This window comes from Pannus brasiliensis CCIBt3594 (assembly GCF_036688125.1).
Lineage (GTDB): Bacteria > Cyanobacteriota > Cyanobacteriia > Cyanobacteriales > Microcystaceae > Pannus > Pannus brasiliensis.
Window position 1 is genome coordinate 1 of record NZ_JBAFSM010000004.1, and the last position, 26197, is coordinate 26197.

At 52.1% G+C, this 26197-nt stretch carries 17 protein-coding genes and 3 pseudogenes; 7 read left to right on the forward strand and 13 right to left on the reverse strand.

Annotation, left to right across the window (positions count from 1 at the left end; all coding sequences use genetic code 11):
• The coding region (locus V0288_RS03110; RefSeq protein WP_332863554.1) for an ATP-binding cassette domain-containing protein at positions 1–2428 on the forward strand (2428 nt) is incomplete at its 5' end.
• A 206-nt stretch (positions 2429–2634) separates the two neighbouring features.
• Complete coding sequence (locus V0288_RS03115; RefSeq protein WP_332863555.1) at positions 2635–3051, forward strand: DUF6632 domain-containing protein; 417 nt, start codon at positions 2635–2637, stop codon at positions 3049–3051.
• Positions 3052–3224: 173 nt separating this feature from the next.
• Here V0288_RS03115 and V0288_RS03120 read toward each other — a convergent pair.
• The 6 genes and pseudogenes from V0288_RS03120 to V0288_RS03145 all read right to left on the reverse strand — a co-directional run.
• Positions 3225–3683: pseudogene (locus V0288_RS03120) on the reverse strand (ribonucleotide-diphosphate reductase subunit beta); the annotation flags it as partial.
• A gap of 42 nt (positions 3684–3725) precedes the next feature.
• Positions 3726–4439 (reverse strand): GIY-YIG nuclease family protein, encoded by a 714-nt coding sequence (locus V0288_RS03125; protein ID WP_332863557.1) that lies wholly within the window; start codon positions 4437–4439, stop codon positions 3726–3728.
• Between the two features lie 308 nt (positions 4440–4747).
• Positions 4748–5320, reverse strand: a pseudogene (locus V0288_RS03130) (ribonucleotide-diphosphate reductase subunit beta); the annotation flags it as partial.
• Positions 5321–5454: 134 nt separating this feature from the next.
• Positions 5455–5805 (reverse strand): annotated as a pseudogene (locus V0288_RS03135) (DUF29 domain-containing protein); the annotation flags it as partial.
• Positions 5798–6280 (reverse strand): DUF29 domain-containing protein, encoded by a 483-nt coding sequence (locus V0288_RS03140; RefSeq protein WP_332863560.1) that lies wholly within the window; start codon positions 6278–6280, stop codon positions 5798–5800. The gene V0288_RS03140 and the pseudogene V0288_RS03135, both read right to left, overlap by 8 nt.
• 71 nt (positions 6281–6351) lie before the next feature.
• Complete coding sequence (locus V0288_RS03145) at positions 6352–8580, reverse strand: ribonucleoside-diphosphate reductase subunit alpha (protein WP_479687452.1); 2229 nt, start codon at positions 8578–8580, stop codon at positions 6352–6354.
• Positions 8581–9104: 524 nt separating this feature from the next.
• Here V0288_RS03145 and V0288_RS03150 point away from each other — a divergent pair.
• Positions 9105–12119, forward strand: a complete 3015-nt coding sequence (locus tag V0288_RS03150) for a plasmid replication protein, CyRepA1 family (RefSeq protein ID WP_422661885.1) — start codon at positions 9105–9107, stop codon at positions 12117–12119.
• A gap of 43 nt (positions 12120–12162) precedes the next feature.
• On the opposite strand, the gene V0288_RS03155 is transcribed toward V0288_RS03150, so the two are convergent.
• From V0288_RS03155 to V0288_RS03175, 5 genes are all read right to left on the reverse strand, one after another.
• The gene (locus V0288_RS03155; RefSeq protein ID WP_332863563.1) at positions 12163–12426 is read right to left on the reverse strand and encodes a hypothetical protein; all 264 of its coding nucleotides are present in this window, start codon (positions 12424–12426) and stop codon (positions 12163–12165) included.
• Positions 12427–12527: 101 nt separating this feature from the next.
• The gene (locus V0288_RS03160; RefSeq protein WP_332863564.1) at positions 12528–12782 is read right to left on the reverse strand and encodes a hypothetical protein; all 255 of its coding nucleotides are present in this window, start codon (positions 12780–12782) and stop codon (positions 12528–12530) included.
• Between the two features lie 184 nt (positions 12783–12966).
• Positions 12967–15150 carry a PAS domain-containing hybrid sensor histidine kinase/response regulator gene (locus V0288_RS03165; protein ID WP_332863565.1) on the reverse strand — a complete coding sequence of 728 codons (2184 nt, stop codon included), beginning with the start codon at positions 15148–15150 and terminating at the stop codon, positions 12967–12969.
• Positions 15151–15539: 389 nt separating this feature from the next.
• Positions 15540–18545 carry a chemotaxis protein CheB gene (locus V0288_RS03170; protein WP_332863566.1) on the reverse strand — a complete coding sequence of 1002 codons (3006 nt, stop codon included), beginning with the start codon at positions 18543–18545 and terminating at the stop codon, positions 15540–15542.
• 105 nt (positions 18546–18650) lie between these two features.
• The gene (locus V0288_RS03175; RefSeq protein WP_332863567.1) at positions 18651–19994 is read right to left on the reverse strand and encodes an NAD(P)/FAD-dependent oxidoreductase; all 1344 of its coding nucleotides are present in this window, start codon (positions 19992–19994) and stop codon (positions 18651–18653) included.
• A gap of 1101 nt (positions 19995–21095) precedes the next feature.
• On the opposite strand from V0288_RS03175, the gene V0288_RS03180 reads away from it, so the two are divergent.
• The 4 genes from V0288_RS03180 to V0288_RS03195 all read left to right on the forward strand — a co-directional run bounded on the left by V0288_RS03180 (position 21096) and on the right by V0288_RS03195 (position 25289).
• Positions 21096–21539 (forward strand): SRPBCC family protein, encoded by a 444-nt coding sequence (locus V0288_RS03180; protein WP_332863568.1) that lies wholly within the window; start codon positions 21096–21098, stop codon positions 21537–21539.
• A 135-nt stretch (positions 21540–21674) separates the two neighbouring features.
• Positions 21675–23672 (forward strand): BRCT domain-containing protein, encoded by a 1998-nt coding sequence (locus tag V0288_RS03185; protein WP_332863569.1) that lies wholly within the window; start codon positions 21675–21677, stop codon positions 23670–23672.
• Between the two features lie 8 nt (positions 23673–23680).
• Positions 23681–24562, forward strand: coding sequence for an NAD(P)-dependent oxidoreductase (locus V0288_RS03190; protein ID WP_332863570.1), 882 nt, complete (start codon positions 23681–23683; stop codon positions 24560–24562).
• A gap of 70 nt (positions 24563–24632) precedes the next feature.
• The gene (locus V0288_RS03195; RefSeq protein ID WP_332863571.1) at positions 24633–25289 is read left to right on the forward strand and encodes a TIGR04282 family arsenosugar biosynthesis glycosyltransferase; all 657 of its coding nucleotides are present in this window, start codon (positions 24633–24635) and stop codon (positions 25287–25289) included.
• Here V0288_RS03195 and V0288_RS03200 read toward each other — a convergent pair.
• The gene (locus V0288_RS03200; RefSeq protein WP_332863572.1) at positions 25242–25763 is read right to left on the reverse strand and encodes a L,D-transpeptidase; all 522 of its coding nucleotides are present in this window, start codon (positions 25761–25763) and stop codon (positions 25242–25244) included. The two genes, V0288_RS03195 and V0288_RS03200, sit on opposite strands and share 48 nt — an antisense overlap.
• 50 nt (positions 25764–25813) lie before the next feature.
• Entirely contained in the window at positions 25814–26155 is a 342-nt protein-coding gene (locus tag V0288_RS03205) for a DUF6464 family protein (RefSeq protein WP_332863573.1), read from the reverse strand.
• Positions 26156–26197: the final 42 nt, after the last annotated feature.

Below are 26197 nucleotides of genomic sequence, written 5' to 3' on the forward strand. Positions count from 1 at the left end.
TCTCCTGTCTCCTGTCTCCTGTCTCCTGTCTCCTGTCTCCTGTCTCCTGTCTCCTATCTCCCTGACCGAAGATCAGCGTCTTCGATTCCCCCTCGCGAAACCGCTCCATCGCATCGGTCGCGATCGCGACTGGGCGGATCTGGTCGTTCCCGATACCGGCTGGGAGGTGATATCGGGCCGTCACGCGGTTGTCCGTCGCGAGGGCGATCGCTATGTTTTGTACGATGGGGACGGCGAGGGAAATCCCAGTCGGAACGGGATCTTTACCGGACACACCCGCGTCAAAACGAACCTCGGCCACGAACTGAACCCGCGAGAGATCTTGAAAATCGGACAAGATCCGAAGAATTTAATCTATCTCATGTATCGAAACGGTTCCGAGTCGCCGAATTCCCCTCTTCCGAGTCGATACCGCCTCGATCTATCCAGTTTGAGCGAGTGGCCGGTGACGATCGGCCGGGAGCGAAGCGAGAGGTACGGTTCTTTCCTTCTCGACGCGCCGACGGTTTCCCGTCTCCACGCGACGATCGAGCGGGAGGGAAACGATTACCTACTCCACGATCGCGGTACGAACGGAACCTTCATTAACAAACAACGCCAGACCCACCCGCACCGTCTGCGAGAGGGCGATATCGTGCAGATCGGGCCGTTCACCCTGTTATTCCGTCAGAACGGCTTAGAACTCTTCGATAGTGGTGATTCGATCCGTCTGGACGTTCAGAACCTCGTCCGCGAGGTGCGGTACGCGTCGGCGAAACGAACGATTCTCAATAATGTCTCGCTGGCGATCGAACCGGGGCAGTTAGTGGCGATCGTCGGCGGCAGTGGCGCGGGCAAATCCACGCTCTTAAAAACCCTCGTCGGGATAGAACCGCTCACGAACGGCGCGGTTTTCCTCAACGGGGATAATCTACGGCAGAATTTCGCGCTATACCGCTCGGAAATCGGCTACGTTCCCCAAGACGACATCGTACACGAACAGTTAACGATCGAGGAAGTGCTGACCCAGGCGATCCGACTGCGGCTTCCCCCGGACGCGGACATCGCGACCACGATCGAGCGCGCGTTAGAACAGGTGAAGTTAACCCACGTCCAGAAAACGCGGGTACAGAACCTGAGCGGCGGCCAGCGTAAGCGAGTGAGTATCGCGGTCGAACTCATCGCCGATCCCAAGTTATTTTTCCTCGATGAACCGACTTCCGGACTCGATCCCGGTTTGGATCGAAAGATGATGCAACTTCTCCGGGAACTGGCCGACCGGGGACGGACGGTGATTCTCGTGACCCACGCGACCTCGAATCTGGATGTGTGCGATCGACTGGTGTTCATGGCGGCCGGCGGGAGGTTATGTTATTTCGGTCCCCCGCGGGAGGCGATGACTTTCTTCGCGATGCCCTCGTCGGATTTTCAATATTTCGCCGATATCTATATCGAACTCGATCGGGGGGAGACGGATAGCGAGAGACAGCGGAATGTCTCGGAGTGGGCGGAAAAATTCGAGCGATCGGATGTCTATCGCGCCTATATCACCAACGCTTTGGGTAAAGGGGTATCTTTCGTCCGTCCGACGGGAAAAAAGCCTCTTCGCGGATTCTCTTCGATCGCCCGGCAATGGTGGGTTCTAACGAGACGGGCGCTAACGCTAACGCTGAGGGATCGTTTCAATCTAGCCTTAATGTTATTGACCGCCCCGATCGGCATCGCCCTGATCGCCTTCGCGGTACAGGCAGAAACTCCCCTGGCGAAACTAGAAACCCCCGACCTAGCCCAGCCCCGATTGGCGTTGAGTGTTTTATTCGTCTTTACCTGCGCTCAATTGTGGGTGGGACTCTCGGAAACGGCGCAATCGATCGTCAAAGAAAGTAGTATTTACGCGCGCGAACGGCTGGCGGATCTAGGGCTTTTGCCCTATCTCGCCTCGAAATTCTCGCTCTACTCGGGTCTCGCCCTGATTCAATCCCTGTTAATTACCGTGGCGATCGTCCTCGGCTTCGCGCCACCACCCGAAAATTTAATCGCTTGGGATCTCGGAGTGACGATCACGAATTTTCTCACCGTAACGGCGAGTTTTTGTTGGGGATTAATGCTCTCCTCTTTCGCTCGCAACTCGAATCAGGCGAATAGCGCTTTACCGCTCATCCTGATCCCGCAAATTATTTTTTCCGGGGTTCTCTTCGAGTTAACGGGAGTGGCTAAATATCTCTCTTGGTTAACGATCGGTCGGTGGTCGATCGGCGCTTACGGGTCCCTCGTCAACATTAATAACATGATCCCCGCAGGACAGGGGGTGGAAGGAATGTTTACCTCGAACCCCAGTTATACGGCATCCTGGCAGAATTTAAGCTTGAACTGGCAAATACTATGCCTACACGGTCTTGTTTACCTGATCGTGACTTTCTGCCAACAGAAGCGTAAAGATCCCGTGTGATTTCGAGAGTCACGTCCGGCGATCGAGGGAGATACATTCTCGACAATCCGCTCCCTCGATCGAGTCCCCTTACCCCGGCGATAACCCGTCCCGCCATCTCGAAAATCGGCCGGACGAGAGACGAGATTCCCGCGCCGACCCGATAGCATGATCGCGAGGGATTCCCCCGGTAATCACCCATTGAAAAACCCCAGGAGGCTCGATCGATGGAAGCGCGCGAACGGTACTTACGGATCGCCCTGATCGTTGTCGGAATCGCTTTTCTCCTGATCTATCCGTTGATGAAGATCTGGCCGTCGGGTTGGGTATGGCTACCCCGTCAACCCGAATACGAACTGATGATCGTCGGCGTTTACGCGACACTCGGAATCTTCCTACTACTCGCCTCCCGAAACCCGTCCGCTCACACCAGCCTGATCGGGTTCACCGTCTGGTCGAGTGTCGTTCACGGCCTGATCATGGCGGTACAAGCCCTACTCGATCCCACCGAAAGCGGACATTTTCTCGGTGATATTCCCGCTTTACTCTTGGCGGCGATCGCTCTCGGTGTACTAGCCCCCCGAGAAACCGTACCCGACGCGGGAACGAGCGCGGTAGAAACCCCCGCTATCTCTAGCCGTTAACCGCGTCCCGGACTCGAAAGCTCGCTCGATCGGGGGTTCCTACGAGGTCGGTTTTTCCTCTTCCCGTAGAAGAAGGTTTCCCAAAGAAAACCGGAAGAGAATCGGGAAACTCTCTTCCGGTTTTCATCGTTGATTTTTTGGTAGCGATCGGGGCGGGTTTCAACCCTTCCAGATCAGATTTCGTCCCATCCCGTCAGCCCGGAGGACATGACATAACTCGTCACCGTCGCCTCGAAGAAATTCGCTTTCGTGTGTCCTTCTTTCTTGGTGTCCGAGAAGCGTTCTAGATGGGTGTAGGGACTCTTATTATACCGATCTTCGGGATAGAGGGGTTCGAGTCCGATCGCCTTCAGACGGATATTCGCGAGATATTTGGTGTACTGTTCCGTACTCCCCTCGGTAATACCGAGAATGTTGTTACCGACAATATGATCCGTCCAGCGACACTCGTGCTTCACCGCGGTATCGAACATTTCATAGATCTGTTCGACGGAATGGGGGAAGGTTTGCATCGCTTCCGGAATCAATTTCTGATACAAGCGAACGTGGCTTAACTCGTCGCGATTGATCATTTTGAAAATATCCGCGGAACCCGGCATGAGCATTCGCGAGGCGAGATTATAGAAGTAGATAACGCTGATACCCATCCTTTCAGTAGGGGCTAGAACATACCATCATCTTTGTGCCGCTTTGCGCCCTTTACGAGAGTCAACCGATCGGATCGGGTAACACTCTTTAGGCAGTGGGCTAACAGAATAAGTCCCGTTATTAATTTTTCTCAAAACAGCCTCACTAGACCATCCTAGTTTTTGGGCCATCTCACTAAAAGATAGAGAGGGATCGCGAAGCATCTTGTAAATTTCGTGAATATCATCCGTGGAAAGCTGTTTTCTTTTAACGGTTTGCTTTCTCAGAGGATATTCAAGAGATTCATCTAACCAAGATCTTCCTAGGTTTATATCGGCGATCGCATCAGAGGAGACACCGTACAGATTGGCTATTTCCGCGAATTTAAGTCTAGTTGTCATAAGCAAATCTCTGATTTCCCAGACAATCGACTCTGTTAGTTTTTCATTCCCGCTGACGATGACTTGATTGTATCCGATCATCGAAGAATTAAAATACCGAATCCAATAAGACTCACGTTCTCTTAAATTAGATATCGGAATTTCATTTTCAATTATTTGGAAAGAAAAACTTTTGATGTCCAAATTCATCTCATCGTATAAAGGAGATCTGACGACTCCTACACTACGAAGATGCTGTGATATTCTTACACCAAAATTTGCCGCCGTACAGCCGATATAAACTTTACTGTTTTTGAGGTTTTTAATCTGATAGACTAATCCTACTTTGTCCATTGTCAAGGCTGATTCCGTTTTGGACATTCCGATTATAGAACAAAAAAACTTACTTGACAATGTGGTCGTAGTCAAAGATGCCCCCCGTCTGTTCGTTGAACGTTTCTCTCGATGGCTGAAAGCGAGCCGAAGGCGATCGAGAGACTTCGATGCTGATGACCCATTGTAAAGAGCGACTGCCTTACGGCTTTCACTCAATCCTTTAACTTTTTTCCGCTCTCGCTCCTTTACGTTTGTCATTTCTAACTCCGCTTTGGCATAAAGGCTTTAGGGCTTTCCAGCAATTTGAGGGGTGTTCGCTGACATCTCACGATGCCAGAGGGCTATCAGTTTAACCCGTTATAAAAATACAGTCCTTCTAGCAAATAATCCGCCAATAACGCCACGAAATAATTCTCGACGCTATCGTTATCGATATACTGTTGATACAGTCCCGCGATAAATTCACAGCGATCTTTCAGCACTTTATCGGTACGCCAGAAGTCATAAACCTCGCTTCTTTTTTCGGGTGGAATAATCGTTTCGATCAGGTATTGATAACTTTGATTGTGCATCGCTTCCTGAGAGATCTGTTCCGCCATACAGAGGCTGATTTCCGGGGCGGTTACGCTCGTTTTCAGGTGGGGAATATTACAGGTCTGGACAGAATCTAGGAAGGTAAGATAGGAAAGAATGCCATCGTAGGCGTATCTTTCTTCGTCGGTAAGGTTCCAGTAATCGGTTACATCCTGGGTAACATCCAGACGCTCCGGAATCCAGAAGTTTTCCCGCATCTGTTTATACAAACCTACCGCCCAAGTGTAGCGAACGTCGTTGAGTTGCATTAGGTTGGTGGTATTGCCGAACCAGATGGAACGGTTTTCGATGGTGTCGTCTCCCGCGGGATTGAAGATCGGGGAAACGGGCATCGATCGAGCTTTGTCAGTAAAGTTTAAGACCATAGGAATGGCTCTAATCAATAGAAAATTGCGTGACTATCTAGTTTAACGTATTTTCCGAAAGATTTCAATTTAAACTTTATTCTTTAATATTTTTAGGATAATGAAATTCTCGCCTCTTGAAAACAATTGTCAAAAATTTCGATGAGGTAAGATTTTAAGCTCGGGCTATCCGCCAGAAGTCTTTTGATCGATCGACGGCAATTCCGAACTTCATTTCTCCATCCTCTTTCATTATACGCTAACTCGAATTTCCAGTATTGTAGCTTTAATAAACGCTCGAAAAGCTTGAGCGAATAGCTTTCTAAACTTCGTCGATCGCTTTTGCCGATACTCCCGATCTCTTCAATTAAATTTTCGATATCCAAATCGGAAAATTGACGTTTTTCTAAAAGGGAAACGTTTTTTTCTATCCAGAGATTAAAATCTCGATCGTATAAGCTTTGATTAGTCATAGAATACCTCGTGACGATCGCTCGCGTCGGAACCGATATTTTCATCGGGAAAATATTCAGCGTCTAATACTTCTTCCTCCGTGAAAAGAGAATTAATCGAAAAAGTTTCTATTTCTAAATTCGTTTCCGCTGTCGCTAATTCTCTAGCATCTTGATAGGATAGGGAAAAAATCTCCCGATAATAATTTTTAAGACTGGGGCTATCCTCGAAACTGTCGCGGATTTGCTTTCTAGGTTCGATCATCGAGGAACGCCAACTCTTCGATCGCTTATTCGCTCGATATTTCCATTTCAGTAAATACAGTAATAAAACCCTAAGATTACTTTTTAACGCCTGACGTTGCGTTCTAAACATTCCTTGGGATTCTGCCAATAAATTCTCGATATCGAGTTCGCTAACCTTCCCCTTTTCTAAAAGATCGGCGGTTTCCTGTAACCAAAGATAATAGTCCTTCTCGTATAAAGCACTATTCATAAGCGAGGACTTTACAATAGAAACGCTACCGTCTATTCTAAAGCCCTCGCCGGGAAAAAACAATTACACTTCTAATTCGCGCAACTGGAACAAGCGTCGTCGGACTCTTTAAAATTGTCCTTCTGGACGGTACGGATATAATAAATCGCCTTACAGCCCGATTCCCACGCCAGGATCAGGGTATCGAAGATATCCTTGGCGGTTAAAGCGCGATTCGGTTGTTCGGGATAGTACACGCCCTCGTTGAGGTTGAATAGCAGTTCCATCGAGATACCGGTATCGATCCATTCTTGCATCGTCGCGATCGCTTTCACCACTTTCTTCTGATCGAGGTTCTTATTCTCCGGGTAGTACCAGAAAGCCTCGTTAATGAAAGGAGGAGCGATCGGAACCGTCCCTTTCGCCCATTTATCGTAGAAAAAGCGGCTATACACCGGCAGAACGCTGGCGGTACACCCTTGAACGAGACTGGAGGAGGTATTCGGGGCGATCGCTGTAATATGGGAGTTACGGATACCGTAGCGTTGAATATCTTCGGCTAACGTCACCCAGCGTTCTTTTTCCCGCGCGTTCTCTAAAAACCACTCCACCGGTTTCGCGCCGATCAATTTTCCCCGACTCCACTCGCTCCCGGGGAAAGCCTCGTAAGCGCCCCGATCCTTGGCGAGATCCATCGAGGCGTAGGTACACCAGTAGCCGATTTCCTCGAATAAATGACCGATTTCCGTTAAATTTTCGTAGGATAGCTGATGCTTCGCCAACCAGTCCGCCAATCCCATACAGCCCACGCCGATCGTCCGGTATCTATCATTATGGGCTTTCGCGTTCTCGAAGGGCGGGAAGGTAATATCGATCGTGTTGTCGAGAATTCTCACCGCGATTCGACTGTTGACCTCGATTTCATCAAGGTCGAGATTCGCCAGGTTCAGCGAGACGAGATTACAGCAATGCGCGGTTTGATTGGGGGTAACGTTGCTAAAAGACTCCGTGCAAAGGTTCACACCCGGAATGTATCCATCGTGTTGGTTGGGATTGGCGCGGTTAATCGTGTCCTTGAAAGCGAGGTAGGGCATTCCCGTTTCTACTTGGGAACGCATGATCGTTTTAAATAATTCTCGCGCGTTGACTCGCTTGTACAGGACGATGCGCTTATCTAAATTCTCTTCTACCAGTTTATAGGCCCGATCGAACTCCTCGCCCCAGAGTTCCGCGAGTTCGATGCCCAGTTTCTCCCGGATTTCGTAGGGATCTACTAGCGTCCAGTCCGATTTACTCACCACGCGCCGCATGAATTCATCGGTAATCACGAGTTGTGGGAAAATATCGTAAGCTTTACGACGTTGATCGCCGTTTTCCGTCTGCATTTCCAGAAATTCGGGAACATCCAAATGCCAAACGTCCACCCCGACGGTAACGGCGCCGGCGCGTCTCCCGCCCTGATTGACGGCGATCGCTGTATCATTGAGGAGTTTAATCCAGGGAATCACGCCGCCGGACGCGTTCGCTTTGCCCATCACCCAGCTACCGGTAGCCCGAATCCGGCTAACATTCACGCCGACACCGCCACCGTTTTTAGAAATCCGCGCCGCGTTGGTGAGTTCGCCGAATATACTCTCTAGACTGTCATCGATCGAAAGGATGAAACAACTGGTTAACGAACCGTTGGGAACGCGTAAATTCGCCAGAATCGGCGTTGCTAGAGAGATTTTCCGCCGCGCGATCGCCTCGTAGAACTTTCTCGCCCAATACAGCCGGTTTTCTGGTTTTTCCACCGACGCGAGCAGGAGGGAACAGGTTAACAGCGCCTCCTGGGGTAACTCGTCGCGCAGTAGGTAGCGGCTGGTGAGTAACACCGCGCCCGCGTAATCGTAATCGGTATCCCAGTCGGAATTTATCCACGAACCCGCTTCTTTGAGTTCCTCCGGGGAGTAAGTCAGAATTCTCTCGTCGTATTGTCCGGACTCTACTTTTGTTTTTACCGCTCTCTCGTATTCTCCGTACTGATAGCCGCGAGCAACGAGGGTATCTTTCCACAAGCTCCAAATATGTAGTCTTCCCGCCACGTAGCGCCAATCCGGTTCTTCCGGACTACACATTTCTAGGGCGCAATTGATCAGGTTGTCTTGAATCTCCCGCGTGGTGATGCCGTCGCGCAGACGAGTGGTTAAGCCCGCTTCCAGGGCGATCGGGTTGACTTCCTTTCCCTCGCAAGCCCAATCGACAACCGCCCGAATCTTGCCGATATTTAAAGAGGTGGGCGATCCGTCGCGCCGGATAACCTTGATCGTGTGACTGCCCATCGCGGTTAAAGGGGTGGATCGAAACGGGGAGATCCCGCTATTTTTGCGAGTTGGTAGAGCTTGAGTCATGGAGAAAATTCTGGCGTTTTTACGAGTACAAATGTTTGACAAACTGACACTTTTGTACTAAGGCAATGTACCATATTTTTCCGTTCAGCACAAGATGTAGTGTGAAGGATTTTGATAACTCTATATATAGTCAGAGAGACGCGCCGTCGTCGGATCGATGCTGTCATGGAGACTACAGAAATCGCCCCCTATCCAATCTCAAGATAAAAGATTTTTTTAAGAACGATCGCTTCGGAGATCGGGACAAAATAGTTCAGGTGAATGCTTGACAGGGACCGCGAGGATTAAGCGGGTCGTTAACTGTTTGATAACCCGAGAGCGGGTTAGGTTCCCGCGGGATTTCCGGACGCGATCCCGCTTCGCCGGAGAAATTGACTTTTCTCTATTTAGCGTTCTAGAGCTAGAATGAATGGTCTAAAACGCTATATATAGTGTCTAGCGTCCGGGAGGAAGAGATGGATTATCTGGGAGAATGGCGGGAGAGCAAGGTGGACGATCGACTGATCGGCCTGAATGTCATTCCTTTGCGGGGATCTTCCCCCACGGAGTACCTACTGTACTCGGACGAACTGCCGCGACGCAACGACGGACGGGTGAAAGGCGATATTCTGAAGCGGTACGAACACACGACGCTAGGGGGCTGGTGGTGTTCGGGAATCGACCTGTTAACGGGCGATAATGACCTTTGGGGCTGTTTTAAACCGAATTTCCCGCGTTCGAGCGCCGAGAGAGGGAAACCGATTAAATACGAGCATCCGCCGAAAGCGCCGACGGGGGTTTTCGCGTTGCGCGTCCCGCGGGTTCTCTGGGAGAAGATCGCCGAGCGCCTGAAGACTCCCATTGTACCGCGCCCGATCGAGACGGATCAAACGACGGAAACGCCCGGCGATGACGGTTTTTGGCAGTGGGTGATCGATAATCCCTCGATTCCGGTCTGTATCACGGAGGGAGCGAAAAAAGCCGGCGCGTTACTCACCGCGGGCTACGTGGCGATCGCCCTTCCGGGGATTCATAACGGTTATCGTACCCCGAAGGATGAATCGGGACAACGGATCGGGAAATCTCGACTGATCCCGCAACTACAAAAATTAGCGGTTCCCGGACGGGAGATCTATTTCGTGTTCGATCGGGAAACGCGACCGAAAACCCTACAAGCGGTGAATCTCGCTATCCAGAAAACGGGGCCTTTATTCGCCCGATCGGGATGTACGGTAAAGGTGGTCACTTGGAATCCCCGCGACGGTAAGGGAGTCGATGATTTTATCGCCAATAAAGGAACGGGGGAATTCGAGATCGCCTATCAACAGGCGGTATCGTTAGAAGTGTGGAAAGCGCGGGAATTAACCCGATTAACCCACGCGCCGGCGATCGAGATCTATCTTCGCTATCTGGGCGCTCTGGAAATTCCCGAAACGGCGCGATTGATCGGTATTAAATCCCCCAAGGGAACGGGGAAAAGTGAATTTCTCGCGAAAGTGGTACGACGGGCGATCGAGAACGGGCAGGAAGTTTTAGTCATCGGCCACCGGGTAAAATTGGTCGAGGAGTTATGTCAGCGTTTCGGGTTGAAATATATCACCGAAGTAATCGGCGATGCGAGCGAAGAAGTGATCGGCTACGGGCTATGTATCGATTCTCTCCACGAGCGATCGAGGGCGAAATTCAACCCCGATCGATGGAGTAATGCCCTCGTCATTATCGATGAAGTGGAACAGGTTCTCTGGCACGCGTTGAACGGCGATACCTGTAAGACGAATCGGGTAGCGATTTTAAAGTCCTTAAAAACCCTCGTACAGAACGCGATCGAGGGCGAGGGAAAAATCTATATTTCCGATGCCGACTTAAGCGATATTTCCCTAAATTACTTAATCTCTCTTTCGGGGATCGATCTGAATCCCTATATCATCGTTAACAACTGGAAACCAACTTACCAAGAGGCTTGGCGAGTTTATAGTTATTCCGAGAACACCCCGAAAGAACTGGTAAACGATCTCGTTAAACATATCCAAGAAGGCGGTAAACCTTTCGTCTGTCTCTCCGCGCAAAAGCTAAAAAGTCAGTGGGGAACCCGTACCCTGGAGAGTTATCTAAAGAGACAATTTCCGCTCGCGAGAATCCTGCGACTCGACTCGGAATCGTTAAACGAAGTAGGACATCCCGCCTATCAATGTATCGGGAATTTAAATTCGTTATTACGGAATTACGATATCGTTCTCGCGAGTCCGGCGATCGAGACGGGAGTGAGTATCGATATTAAAGGACATTTCTCCTCGGTCTGGTGTATCGCCCAAGGCGTTCAAACTCCCACGTCTATCTGTCAATTTCTCGGCAGAATTCGCGATAATGTTCCCCGCTATCTTTGGGCGGCCGGGTACGGATTCAATCAGATCGGTAACGGTTCGACTTCCATTCCCGATCTCCTAACTTCCGGGCATCGATTAACCGAAGTCAATATCCGTTTACTGCAACAATCCGATCTGGAATCGCTCGACGATCTCGATACGGGATTTCAAGCGGAATCGCTGTTATGTTGGGCGAGAATGGCGGTTCGGGTGAACGCTTCCATGTTGAACTATCGCGATTCTATTCTCGGAATTCTCTTAGAGGAAGGACATCGGATCAAGGATCGGAAAGATTCGGGAGAGGACGAAAATAGCGATCGATTAACCGAAGCGATCGAGGAAATCCGGGAGGAGAATTATCGGGGTGAGTGCGAGGCGATCGCCACCGCGAGAGACATCACCGATGAAGAATACCGCTATCTGAAAAAACAGATTATCAAATCCGTTACCGAAAAGCGAATTCTACGGAAATACGACCTACAAAAACGCTACGGGATCGAAGTAACCCCGCGGTTAGTCGTGAAAGATGATGAGGGTTGGTATCAAGAATTACGCTTACATTATTTCCTAACGATCGGACGACAATTTTTATGCGATCGAGACGCGTTAATCGCCCGAAAACTAATCGAATCCGGTCACGGTAGTTTATTTATTCCCGACTTTAACGGCAGTCAGTTAGGGATCATTATCGGCACGATGGAAGTGTTAGGAATCCCGGTGCTTTTAGCGCATCCCGATCGAGAATTACGCAATACCGACACCGATCTGCGAAAGATGGCCGAAATCGCCATCGCCAACCGTTCCGAGATTAAAACGATCGCGCGGATCGGTATCGCGGCCAACTCCAGCCCCATCACCATCGTCCGACGTTTTCTCGATTTACTCGGTTACGGTTTACAGGGCGATCGAAGCGAGAGAATTAATAAAAAAACCGTCAAGGTCTATCGAATAATACCCCCGATAGATGACCGAGATCGAGTTTTCCAGCAATGGTTATTTAGAGACGAACGACAGGCCGGAAGTTCGGAAGTCTGGTACGAGGATTATCTCCTCGCGGTCAATCCGAAACCGAACCCCGAAACCGAGAACGATTCGTACATCCAGTTAAGTTTGGAATTCGGCAATTAAAGCGAGCGAGACAATGCGGATCGGGATTCTCCCGATCGATCGCTCACCGAACCGCCTCGGGAGACTCGACAATTACCTCGCCCGATCGAACCCGAGAGAACGTGATCTGTTGATAGAGAAATATCTTTCGCCGCAGTTGTTCCGGTGTGGTGATCCCGCGCTGAAAAACCGTGTATTGAATCATTTCCCACTCGATCCGGCTCAAAACGCCATCTTCTAACACCTTCTCGATGATCCCGCGGAGATGCGCGAGTTCGGCCGCTTCTTCCCGCGTCGGTTCGCGTTCATTCGGATATTCGGCTTGCATAATTTATCCCTCCCTAGAGAGGCTTATTTCATTCTAGAAATACCTCGATCGAGAGAGGATTTTTTTCGTAAACTTTAACAGTCAGTAAATGTTCAACGCGCTTACTGGGGCGGTTCGGCGAAAATTTCTCCCGTCCCCAGTTTGTCCGCGACCAACTGCCGGTATAGCGAGATCTCCCGGTTCAGTTGGGATGCCGAGATGATTCCCTGACGGAAAATACTCCCTTTAATCGTCTCGAATTCCGCGCGGGTGATCACGCCATCCTCGATCGCTCTCTCGATCGTTTTTTTCAAATGTTCCAGTTCCTTGGCTTCCGCCTCGGTAATCGGTAGTTCGTTCGGGTGTTCCACTTTCATCGTCCTTTTCTCCTAAAAATGACCCCTTTTATTTTATAAACCCATCTCCGAGAAGGGGATTTTTTTTGTCAAACTTTAACACTCGACTCTGATGGAGGACACAGAGGCTGAAAGCTTTGCAAAATAACGGAAGATAATGGTGCGAGGGGTCAAAGGAAGGCAATACGACCCGGGAACGGGAGCTTTATCGATCGCTTTCGCGGATCAGATCGTGTAGAGAAATTAATAGCTCCCCCGCGGTATAAGGCTTGGATAAAAACACGTTCGCACCGGCCGAGATCGCCGGCTCTCGATTGGTGGACAAGCCACTAACGGCAATCATCAACAGCCGGGGATCGAGGGTTCCGAGGGTTTGTAGGGTCGTTAAACCGTCCGGCCCGGGCATCATCATATCGACGAGCGCGACCCGAATTTCCGAGCGGTATCGTTCGTAAAGAGCGAGCGCCTCGTCGCCATCCCTCGCGACCAGAGTTTTATAGTTATGGGATTCGAGGATGATTTTCATCGCTTGTAGGACAGAGGGTTCGTCATCGACGATCATCACGGATTCCCCGTGACCGAAAGGTAGTTTTTCGATCGTTCCGCCCCCGGTCGCGCTCTCTTCAACGGCCGGTAAATACACCTGAAATCGAGATCCCTCGCCTATCTTACTATCCACTTCGATAAAGCCACCGTGATTTTTGACCACGCTAAAAACGGTTGAAAGTCCGAGTCCGGTTCCCCGTCCGGGTTCTTTCGCGCTAAAGAACGGCTCGAAGATCCGCTCGATCAGATCGGGAGGAATCCCGTTTCCGGTATCGGCAACCGCGATCGCGACGTAGTTACCGGCGGGCGCGTACGAGTTCATCCGGGACGGGCTCGGGTCGAGATAGCGATTTTCCAGTGAAAAAGTCAGCTTTCCGCCGTCGGGCATCGCGTCGCGGGCGTTGACGCAGAGGTTCATCAACACCTGATGGAGTCCGGAGGGGTCGGCGGAAACCCAAAATTGGGTTCGGCTCGGAATTTCGGTTCGGATCTCGATCGATTTCGGGAATGTCTGTTGTAGGATGCGGGCGACTTCCGCTATCACCGGCCCTACCGCTAGGGGGACACGCTCGCCACTAGAGCCGCGGGCGAAGGTCACGACCTGTTTCACTAGCTCGGCGCCGCGTTTGGCACTATCGACGATTACCGGTAATATCTCCCGCGATGCCTCGTTTAAACCGTTGGAACGATCGAACAGGAGCAGTTGAGCGATCGCCAGAATCGGGGTTAAAACGTTATTGAGATCGTGAGCGATGCCGCTGGCGAGGGTTCCCAAGCTTTCCATCCGTTGGGCGCGATAGAATCGCGCCTCTAACTGTTTTCTCTCGGTAATATCGGTATTGACCACTAAAATCGACTTCGGTTCGCCCGATCCGTCGCGGATCGATGTCCAACGGCTGGCGACGACGATCGCTCTGCCGGAGCGCGTCACCTGCGTTAATTCATCCTGCCAGTAGCCCCGCTCGATCGTTTGCCGGAAAGCCTCTTCCAATAGAGAAGGCTCCCCGTACAGGAGATCCCCGACTCTCGCGCCCGGTACCTCCTCCGCCGTCCAACCGTATAACCGCTCCGCCCCCTTACTCCAGAATCGAAGGCGATGGTCTAAATCCTGTACGAAAATCGCGTCCGTGGCGATGTCGATCAGTTCGGCTTGCTCGCGGATCTTCTGTTCCGCTCGTTGATGTTCCTCGATCTTGTTCCGTAGCCGCTCGGTGGTCGCGGACAACTCGAGGGTACGTTCTTCCACCCGTTCTTCTAGTCGCTCGTTGGCCGAGCGCAACTCTTGTTCCATCTGTACGCGTCCGGTGATATCCTTCAGCGACCACAGAAGCGCTTTCTCCCCCGCGCGTTCCCCCTCGATCTCGGTAACGGCGATCGCCACCACTCGCGTCTCTCCCGCGCGGGTCACGAGGGACATTTCCCATTCTCGCTCCCGGTGCAAATTCGCCAGTCGAGCCGGGAAGAACGCCCGATCGGGTTCATCGATCAAGACCAGTAAAGGTTTGTCGATCAGATATTCTCCGGGGATCGAGAACAGGCACTCGACGGCTCGATTCGCCTCGCGGATTTTTCCCGCTCGATCGGTCACGAGATACCCGTCCGGTGCCAGTTCAAATAAAGCTCGATACCGTTGACGCTCCCGTTCGACGGTCCCTCGGGTCGCGCTCAGTTCTCGATTCTGGCGGCGTAGCTCTTCTTGAGAGAGTTGCAATTCTTCGAGAACGAAGAGCAGTTCTTTCAACGCGTCTTCTAGCAAATCCGCTCGCGCCGGCGACTCGGTGGCGCGCCCGCGCAGGATCAAAGATCGTTGATAGACGGCTTCGATTTCTAAAGATAGATCCATTTTTTTTTCTCTCACCGCCCGGATGAATCGGGCCGTATCAACTATCGCTCGCTGAAATACTCGATCGGTCTCTCCCCGCCGCTACCCGATCGTTAGAAAACGGGAGAGATGAATGTTCCCCTCTATTATCATTCAAAAATTCGCGAAAAAAAAAATATTATTGATGCCCCGATCTTTCCCTCGGTCAAAACTTCAAAAATCGCGGGATAATACAGACTTATACCAAATCCAGTTATCACGGTATAGTTCTCGGGGGTCTCTAATCCCCCTATAGCGGGAAAGCCATAAATTTGTTAAAAGCGGATTTGGTATTATAACCCTAGGAGGGATGATTTTCGAGATACGAAAGCCCCACCCTCCGGGCGATCCGCTTGTCGCCTTGAAGAGAGTTAGCCCCGATCGATCCCGTCCGCGATCGCGGGTCGGTCGCGGATCTCCTCGATCGCCAGTAAGATCAATTGTCTCCCTTCTACTAGGGGCATCCCGCGGGCGTTGAGCGACATCTTTTTCCGTCCGACACGCTCGAAATCGTACTCGACTTCAAAATTTTGAATCTGGCCGTTTCGCGCCAGGAGATCCTCGAAAAGCGATCGCAGGGCGGGAAGATTCCATTGACCGTTCCCCAGGTCAAAAAAACGGCAATGTTCGGTTTCGAGCGGCGATACCCGAAAAGTTTCATAAAACGCGCGATTCGCCGTCACCACCTCGAAATTCGCGTTCAGCACCACCAGCGATTCCCGTACCGTTTCGACGATCGCCTCCGCGTAGTCCCGCGCGTCCCTCAACTGTTCGCTAACTCGTTTAAGGATATCGATATCGACGAGCACCACCACGGCTCCATCGATCAGGTTATCCAGGGTGCGATAGGGGCGAATCCGCAAATCGTACCAGTGTCCGTCTAGAGTTTGAATTTCCCGACTGTTCGGTTCGAGGGTATCGATGACCGCTAAAATCTGTTGTTCTAAATTATCGATCTGCAAATTATGTTTGATATCGCTGAGGGGACGACCGATATCGGTGGAAATCAGGTTAAAGAGGGGGGCGGCGGTGGCGGTAAAGCGGCGAATTCGCAGATCGCCCTCGAGCATCAAGATCGGAATATGGATACTTCCCAGTAAATTTTGAAAATCGTTACTGATTTTCGAGGTTTCGGCATTCCGGCGGTATAGCTCGTCGTTAATCGTCCCCAACTCTTCATTAGTGGCTTGAATCTCTTCTTTAGCGGTTTGCAGTTCCTCGTTGGTACTTTGGAGTTCTTCATTGCTCGACAGGATCTCCTCGTTGGCGGCCCGGAGATCTTGATTGGTCGATCGCTGTTCCTCGATAATCGACTGGAGATAGGCTTTCGTCGTGCCGAGTTCCCGCTGGAGTTGTTGAATTCTCGATCGATCCGCGTCGGTTCGCTCTTTCGCGGGGCGACGGCGGCGATCGCCCGCGGTTTCATCCGCGGCCGTTACCGGCGAGGACAGATCGGCGAACAAGACCAGAAAGTAATCTTCCCCGGTCTCGGTCGGCTTGAAGGGAATCACATCGATGCGAACCCGACGCGGGGGAACCGATCGCTCGGGGTGGGTAGAATTCGAGTTTCCCGTCGCGATCACCTCCCGGTGAACGACTTGCCCTTCTTGTTTAGCCTGGTGAAAAGCGGTCAGCAATTCCATCCGCAATTCTTCCCGGGCCATATTGAGCAGGTTCAAACTGGCCCGTCCGGGGGATGGCTCTAGATAAGCTCCCGTTTGTCCCCGGAATTGCAGGATTTCCATGTCCGCGTTGACGATCGCGCCGACAGGAGCGTACTGCTGTAAAACAATTCGATCGGCCGCGGTGTGGAGTTCTAATTCGTCATGGCTCACCTCGCCAGCCACGGACCGATCGCCGGCGATCGGCGCGGGATAATTACCCGCGAGTAGATCTAGATTCAATCGCCCGGAGACGGGGTTTTTACTGTAGATCTTGTATTTTCGATCGATCGGGGTAAATAGATCGGGGGTTTCTCCCGCGCTCTCGGAAGTCCCCAAGAGCAAAAACCCCTCCGGAACCAAACCGTAATGAAACAGGGACAATACCTTTTTCTGCAAGGAAGCGCCGAAATAGATAAAAACATTGCGGCAACTAATCAGATCCAGCCGGGAGAAAGGGGGATCGCCGATCAGGTTCTGACGCGCGAAAATACACAACTCGCGCACGGACTTGTTGATCTGGTAATTGCCATCGACCCGGGTGAAAAAACGCTGGAGTCGGCCGGGGGAAACATCCGCGACTTGATTCGGGGAATAGATGCCCAGACGGGCTTTCTCGATCGCGTCCTCGCTCACATCGGTAGCGAAAATCTGGATCGGGGGTTTGCGGGGTTGACGGGCCAGAAACTCTAACAGACAGATAGCGATCGAGTAGGCTTCTTCCCCCGTCGAGCAACCGGCCACCCAGATCCGGAGCGGGAATTCCGGGGAGCGCCCGCGGGTGAGCGCGGGAAAGACTTTCTGTTTTAACGCGCTAAAGGCTCCGGCATCCCGGAAAAAACTGGTAACGTTAATCAGGATCTCTTGATAGAGGGCCCGTACTTCCGCCGGATTTTCTTGTAGGTAGCGAACGTAATCCTCCAATCGTTCTTGGCGATACAGTGCCATGCGCCGGAAAATCCGCCGCTTGAGCGTGGTGTGTTTATAGTGGGTAAAATCGACTCTCGTGGCCGCCCTCAGCAGGCCGAAAATGGTCGCGAGGGGATCTTTGCCATCCGGGGACTCGGCGGGCGGAACGGCCGAGATCGGGCTGGTGACATAGGGATGGCGGCTAATAATAGCTAGTTTTTCGGCGATTTCGGCGGGAGGGAGAATAAAATCCACATGACCCGTGGCGATCGCCGTATTGGGCATACTACTGACTCGCGCCGAGTCTTCCGATTGGGCGAAGGTGATCCCCCCCGCGGCCTTGATCGCGTCCAGTCCTCTCGATCCATCGCTGTCCGCGCCGGACAGGATCACCCCGATCGCCCGATCCCCGCGATCGGCCGCCAACGAACTCAGAAATATATCGACGCTCATGCTGATCCGACGGTTCTCGCGGGGTCTGAGGTGTAGTACCCCGGACTCGATCGTCATGACGGTATTGGAGGGGATCGCGTAAACCCGATCGGGTTCTACGGTCATGCCGTCTTCTACCTCTCGGACGGGTAATCGGGTCGATCGGGACAGGATTTCGCTTAATAGACTTTTCTGGTCGGGATCTAGATGCTGGACGAGGACGAAGGCCATTCCCGTATCGAGCGGTAGGTGACTCAACAATTCGGTAAAGGCTTCCAACCCTCCCGCCGACGCGCCGATCCCCACGATCGGGAATAGTTTATCCCGCTCGGGAGTCCGGGATGGATGTCGTTTAGAAGTCCGCTTCGAGTTCATATAGGGATCGATCGAGAGTCGGGGGAGAGGATCGCGAGAAATTTCGCGGATTTCAGTCTATCCCCCTATTTATACTTATAGCGGTTCTCGATCGATCTCGTTCGCTCACACCTTAACCGCCGGCGGTTTCAGCGATTCGATCGACTTCGACGGAAAATCGAGATCCATATTGGGCAGACTTTCCCCGGTGATCAAACGGGCGCCGCGGCCGCGGGTGAAATAATTCCATCCCCACTGCACCATGACCACCAATTTATTATCGAACTCGATCAGATAGTAAATATGCGCCCAGATCCAGATAAACCAAGCCAATAAACCCGATAATTTCAGGAATTTCAGATCCACCACCGCCGAATTCTGGCCGATCACCGCCAGACTCCCCCGATCGATATACTGGAAAGGTTCGATCGATCCCCCGTTCAACCGGGAAACGATCGCTTTCGCCAGATATTCCCCCTCCTGCATCGCCACCGGCGCGACTCCGGGTAACGGTTTATCCCCCTGGTGGGAGAAATTAGCCAGATCGCCGATGACGAAAATATCCCGGTATCCGGCGATACTCAGATCCGGTTCGACCATAACCCGGCCGACTCGATCGAGTTCTACCCCCGTTCGATCCGAGAGAATCCGCCCCATTTTCGACGCTTTCACCCCGGCCGCCCATAAAACCGTTCTCGTCTCGATCTGATTCGTATTCTCTCCCTGCCGCACGCTCACGCGACCCTCTTCGATATTCGTAACGATACTTTTCGTCTGTACCGTCACCCCCAACCGCGTTAACGATTCCTCCGCTTTCGCCGACAGGGAAGGATCGTAGGGAGGCAAAACGCGATCGAGACCTTCTAAAAGGATAATTTTCGCCTCGGACGGGTCGATACGCTGGAATTCGCCCTTTAACGCGGTATGGGCGATCTCGGCGATCGCTCCCGCGAGTTCCACCCCCGTCGGCCCACCCCCGACAATCACGAAAGTTAACCAGGCTTTCCGTTTTTCCGGATCGGTTTCCTTCTCCGCTTCCTCGAACGCGAGAAAGATACGGCGACGGGTTTCCAGCGCGTCCTCGATCGTTTTCAGCCCCGGCGCGTGGGGTTTCCAGTGATCGTTACCGAAATAGTGGTGACTGACTCCCGTGGCGATGACCAGCGTATCGTACTCGATCGGTTCGTGGTCGATCAAGCTCACCTGTTTGGCGATCGGATCGATATCCACCACTTCATCGAGAAAAACCCGCGTGTTCCGATGTCCCCGCAGTACCAAGCGCAGGGGAGACGAAATATCGGCCGGAGATAACGCCCCCGTGGCCACCTGATAGAGTAAAGGCTGGAAAAGATGGAAATTCCGTTTATCGATTAGCGTTACCTCGACGGGCGCGTTTTTCAGGGCTTTAGCGGTATATAACCCCGCGAACCCCCCACCGACGATCACGACACGCGGTTTCTGCTGACTCATCGCTTAACAATTCTTCATACATTTTTTATTAGTGTAAACTGGATCTCCCTCCGGAAGTGGTGGCGATCGTTACATAAGGGGAGATGGGGAGATGATAAATGTTATTACTTTCCTGCTCTCAACTTCCAAAAATAGTTTTTTCCAGCCTTTTAAAGCAATATTTCAATTATTTACGGGATTACGCCGTATCTCTTGAATTTTGACAGTAAAAGCACAGCCCCATTCATGGCTGAATAGGGCTATAATAAATCAGCCCCCTTGCATTAACAAACAGGAGGTGAAGAGAGAATGATGACTATGCACAACATAGTGGTAGTTGTAGGAATCATCTACCACATCTTAGAGATCGTCGAACTTCTAAGTCGGTCTCTATAATTGCCACTTTTTTTTACCTCGTGACCATGCTGTCAACATGGTCTTTTTTTGCTATAGGCGTATTTGCCACCATCAATCGAGTTTCCAAAATTAAGGATTCTCTAATCCTGATGTGCGTCGCACGTTATTCTCGCCTACGCATAAACATACTAACATATTTGGCAAAAGTTATAGTGCGGTTTTGCGAACTTTTGATATTTCTGGTGGTAGGTGCCACGATCCTTGCCCTGTAAGGCTTCTAATCCAAGAACCCGCTCGTCCACCACCGCTCCGCCCCGCGAAAATTATTTCCCCCCGACAAAGTTATTGTTTTTTTGGCGAACGATTTTTGTATTTCGCAAAATTTTTGTATATCTGTCGGCAAATATCACGATCCTTGCCCTATAAGGCTTCTAGCCCAAGACCCCGCCCGCGTACCACCGCTCCGCCCCGCGAAAATTATTTTTTTCCCGACAAGTTATTGTTGTATTTCGCAAAATTTTTGTATACCTGTCGGCAAATATCACGATCCTTGCCCTGTAAGGCTTCTAGCCTAAGACCCCGCTCGCGTACCACCGCTCCACCCCGAAAAAATTATTTTTCCCCCGACAAAGTTTTCGTTTTTGAGGATTTAAAAACCTTAAAAACTATAATCATACAATATAAATGGCTTTTCTTGTCGATTTTTGAATACAATACTTTGTATAAGTCTTCTTATCTCCTGAATTTTACTTCCTGCCCTCCACGATGAACTTCACCTACTCCAGCCTGATTAACGCCCCGATCGAGAAAGTCTGGCAATTTCACGAACGCGAGGACATCTTGCAGATCCTCACCCCCCCGTGGCAACCTGTCGAGATCGTCCGGCGCGAGGGGGGATTAGAAGTCGGCGCGGTGTCGGAATTCCGGATCTGGATCGGGGTGATTCCCGTGACCTGGATCGCCCGTCATATCGAGTGTGAACCCTATCATGTTTTCGTCGATCGCCAGGAAAGCGGCCCCCTCCACTCCTGGATTCATCGCCACGAATTCCGCTCGGAATCCGAAAAAACACGGTTGACAGATTCCATTGAATATGCAGTAACGGATAACGAGAGCGTGAATTCCCTCTTGAACGGGTGGGTGAACGCTCGGTTAACCGATATGTTTCGCTATCGTCATCGAGTCACCGAACAAGCTCTCGAAAGGTGAGCGTTGCCTTATTTTACATTTTGCTCCCCGTCGCCCACAGATGTCCCCCGCGACTGATATAAGTAGAGAAACGGATGTATTTCCCGATCGCTTCATCGGTCAGTGATAGCTTTTCGTTTCTCTAGGAGGGTAGATATGGAGACAGGAACGGAGATAGGAACTCAATTAATCTGGGAAGGACTCGGTTTAAGCGCGTTGTTCGGCACTTTATTAATTTGGTCGCGGAGCGGACAGGCCAAGAAAAACGCGACCCTATTAGCCGAACGGGAAGATTTGAACCAAGCCAGAGAAGAGATAACGAAGAAACTGACCGAGAGCGAGAAGACACGGGATAGTTTAACGGCGGAAAACCAAGAATTAAGGGGGAAAAAAGTTAATTTAGAGCAGGATAACGCCCGCTTACAGTCCAGAATTAGCGAGATCGAGAATTCCGTCCGATCGGGCCAACAGCAGTTACAGACCCGTCAGGGAGAGATCGATCGCCTGCAAGAACGGGTGAGAACGTTAGAAACGGAGCGATCGAACGCCGAGGAAGAAGCGAAACGGGAACGGGAACAATTAACCCCCCTACAAGCCCGTATCCAGGAACTAGAACAGAAAAACGGCGAGATCGATCGACAGTTCGAGCTAACCAAAAAACAATCCGTCAGCCAGCAAGCGCGGGTTCAAGAACTAGAGCGGGAAAAAGCCTCTCTCCAGCAACAGATCGAGAGCTATCGGGAGTTAGAAGCGAAAATCGCCGGCTTAGAGCGGAGTAATCAAGAACTGACCGCCCGAGTAAACGAGATCCCCGCACTGCAAACCCGGATCGATAGTCTGGAGAAACAGAAGGAAGAGCTTACCGAACAATATAATCGGGCCGGACAGGAAGCGATCGCTCTCGGCACCCGCATTAGCGAACTAGAGCGGGAAAAAAAGTCCTTGAGCGAGGAACTAGCGGAAATTCAAGCCACGGCGACCGCTCTAGCCACCGAACGGGAAACCCTCCGCGGGCAACTGCAAGACGCGCTCGATCGGGCCGCGGCGTTAGAATCCGAGAAAGAAACCCTCGACACGAGACTCGCGGAAACCGACACCCTCGCGCGGACGCTAGAACGGGAAAAAATCGCGCTCGATCGACAGCTAGACACCGCGACCGCGACCGCTTCTAACCTAGAAACCCGATTACAGGAAGTTAACAGCGAGAAAGAAGCGTTAGAAGGCTTGATTCAAAGCCAGAACGAACGGATCGCCGGTTTAGAAGCCTCGATCGCCGCTAACGAGGGAGTAGCCGAACGGAACCAACAGTTAGCGCGGGAACTGGAAAACCAGAACCAACGGATCGCGGGACTGGAAACCGAAAAAGCGCGTCTGGAAGAATCGATCGCCAAGAGCGCGCTGGCCGCGAACGATCGGGACGAAGAGTTATCCGGACGAAATCAACAACTATCGCGAGAGTTAGAAAGTCAAGCCGAACGACTCGCCGCTTTGGAACAGGAAAATTCCGGGCTTAAAGAGCGATCGGAAAGCGATCGCGCGGAAAATGCCCGACTAGAAAGCCAGATTAACGCCTTACAACAGGAAAAAGAAGCTCTCGCGCGGCAGTTAGCCGAAAATGCCCGACTAGAAAGCCAGATTAACGCCTTACAGCAGGAGAAAGAAGCTCTCGCGCGACAGTTAACGGAAGCCCGATCGATTCCCGCGACCCCCCCCGAACCGGAACCGATCGAGACCCCGGCCGCTACCTTAGAAACTCCCGAACCGGAACCGATCGAGACTCCGGCCGCTACCGTAGAAACCCCTGCGCCCGAACCCGAACCCGTCATCCCCCCGGCGACAGAGATAGAATCGCCCGCGCCCGAACCGGTAACGGCGATCGAACCGAAAGAAGAAACCGGGGCGCTCGACAATCCCTTTACGGGAAAAAGCTTCGTGATTCTCGGAACCTTCGGGAAATTTAACCGGGATGAGGCGAAATCGCGGATTACCGACGCGGGAGGTACGGTAAGCGGTTCCCCCAGCGCCAAAACCGACTATATCCTACTGGGCAAATCCCCCGGCGATAAATACAAAAAAGCCCAAAAACTCGGCATAAAAACGCTTTCCGAAGCCCAATTCCTACAAATGATAGAATCGATCGGGATTACCCCGTAAATCGTTCCATGAGTAAACAGATCGCCTTTCTCGGATTGGGAGTGATGGGAGCGCCCATGACCGCCAATCTCGTCCGTCACGGATTCGCCGTTCGCGCTTGGAATCGTACCCCCACCGCGCCGGGAGTAGCGATCGCCCGAACGGCCGGCGCGACCATTACCGACACCCTACAGGACGCGGTAGCCAACGCCGACATCATATTCACCTGTGTCGGCGATGTCCCGGACGTGGAAACGGTGATCCTCGGGGACACCGGCGCGATCCGGTACGCTCGATCGAACGCCCTGATCGTCGATATGAGTACCATCGGTTCGGTAGCCGCGCGGGCGATCGCCACCGAACTCCGCGAACGCGATCTGCGTTTCCTCGACGCGCCGGTATCCGGGGGAGATATCGGCGCGAAAAACGGAACCCTAACCATTATGGTCGGGGGTGAGGAACAGGATTTCGCCGAATGTCTACCCTGTTTCGAGGCGATGGGGAAAACGATCCGACTCTGCGGGCCCGCCGGCAGTGGTCAGGCGGTGAAACTCTGTAATCAAGTCCTCGGCGCGATTCACATGGTCGCGCTGTGCGAGGCGTTGAAAATGGCCGAAATTCAGGGACTAGACCCGAATCTCGTCATCGAAGTCTGTAAAACGGGAGCGGCTGGCTCGTGGGCGCTGGAAAATCTCGGGCCGAAAATTCTCGCGGGACGATTAGAACCCGCCTTCATGATCGAGCATATCCTGAAGGATTTACGTCTGGTGAAAGAAACCGCGACCCCATCGGAAATAACTTTACCCGGAACCGATCTCGCGGAACGTCTCTTTCAAGTCGTCGCCGAACTCGACGGCGGAGAGGGCGGAAAGCAGGGAACGCAAGCGATGATCCGGGCTTACTCGCCGTAGCGATCGAATCCGGCGCGTCGGTAGAGCAAACTTCCCGTCAAAATTGCCGATCTCTCGTCTAATACGACCCGTGAACGTCAAAAGACAATTACTGATCTTCACCCGCTATCCCGAACCGGGAAAGACGAAAACCCGGATGATCCCCGCGCTGGGAGAAAAAGGAGCGGCCGAATTACATCGACTCCTCGCGGAACACGCCATCCGCACCGTCAAAGATTGCCTCGATTTTCTCTCTCCCGTTATCTACTATCGCGGGGGAACCGAGGAAAAAATCCGCTCGTGGTTGGGCGATCGATTCTCCTATCGATCGCAGAGAGGAAGCGACCTCGGCGAAATTATGCGAAACGCGTTCGAGGAGGGATTCGCCACCGGGGCCGGGGAAATCGTCGCCATCGGTACGGATTGCCCCGATCTCACCCCCCCTCTCCTCCAAGAAGCGTTCGATCGATTACGAGGCCGCGATCTCGTTCTCGGCCCCGCGGGGGATGGCGGATATTATTTAATCGGACTGAAACGGGTATACCCGGAACTGTTCGAGTCGATCGATTGGGGAACCGCGACGGTTCTAGCGACGACTAAGGAAAAAGCGACGCGACTCGGTTTATCGGTAGCCTACCTCGCCGAATTGAACGATATCGATCGACCGGAAGATCTGCCCGAGATCGATCGATTCCCCGACTTACGGTTGCACGATTACCGGGGTTCCCATCTGGACGAGATCGAATAATACTTTCACGTCGCTGTTCCGCATCCGCACACAACCGTGGGACGCGGCCTTACCCAAAGAATTAACGGTCGGGGTTCCGTGAAACCCGATCGAGTTTTTGCCGTCCGTCCAGAAGCCGATCCAACGTTCTCCCAAGGCGCTATTCGGCCCCGGCGGGGTTGTCTGACCCGTCCACGGGTTTGTCCACACGGGATTCCGGACCAACTCCCGCACTTGAAATTTTCCCGTCGGCGTTTCCCAACCTTTTTTACCGACCGCGACCGTGAATTTGTGCAGAACTTTATCGTCCCGATACACGTAAACTTTTCGCTCTTTCAGTTTCAAGATGAGATGGGTGGCCAGATTGTTCGTCTCGGCCGGTGTCGGAGCAATCGTCGTCATCTCGTCGGCCGTTCCCGCGAGCGGTACGGCGAAGATCGGCAGAACACATCCCCAACCCACCGCTAACAACGTGAAAACCCGTTTCGACAGCATAAATTCCCGTCACTCCTAACACTCGAAATACGTCTTTAAGCATAGCGAATTTAAGAGCGATCGGGAGCGTGGACGGATAAAAACGCGGCCACCCGACTCGCCCGATTCTCGTATCGCGAGCAAGATTCGCAGGGGCCGTCCGGATTGACGGCACAACGCAGGTAGGGGGAAAGAGCGTTATAAAAACAGGTTCGATCGCCGATAAAGGGAGGTCTCTCCGAACTATCGAGCGCCATCGACAACGAATCGCCGACGGCTACCGGATCGAACCTCGATCGCTCGCGTATCCTCGTTAATCTCTCCTGAAATCTCCGCCGTGATGCTTGAATCAGCCAGAGACCGATCAGGGAAGGCACGACGGCGAGGAAAGCAATAACGGCTATCGCGAACACGAGTTTAGATCCGGTAATCGTCAGCGATCGAAGTAAGATATT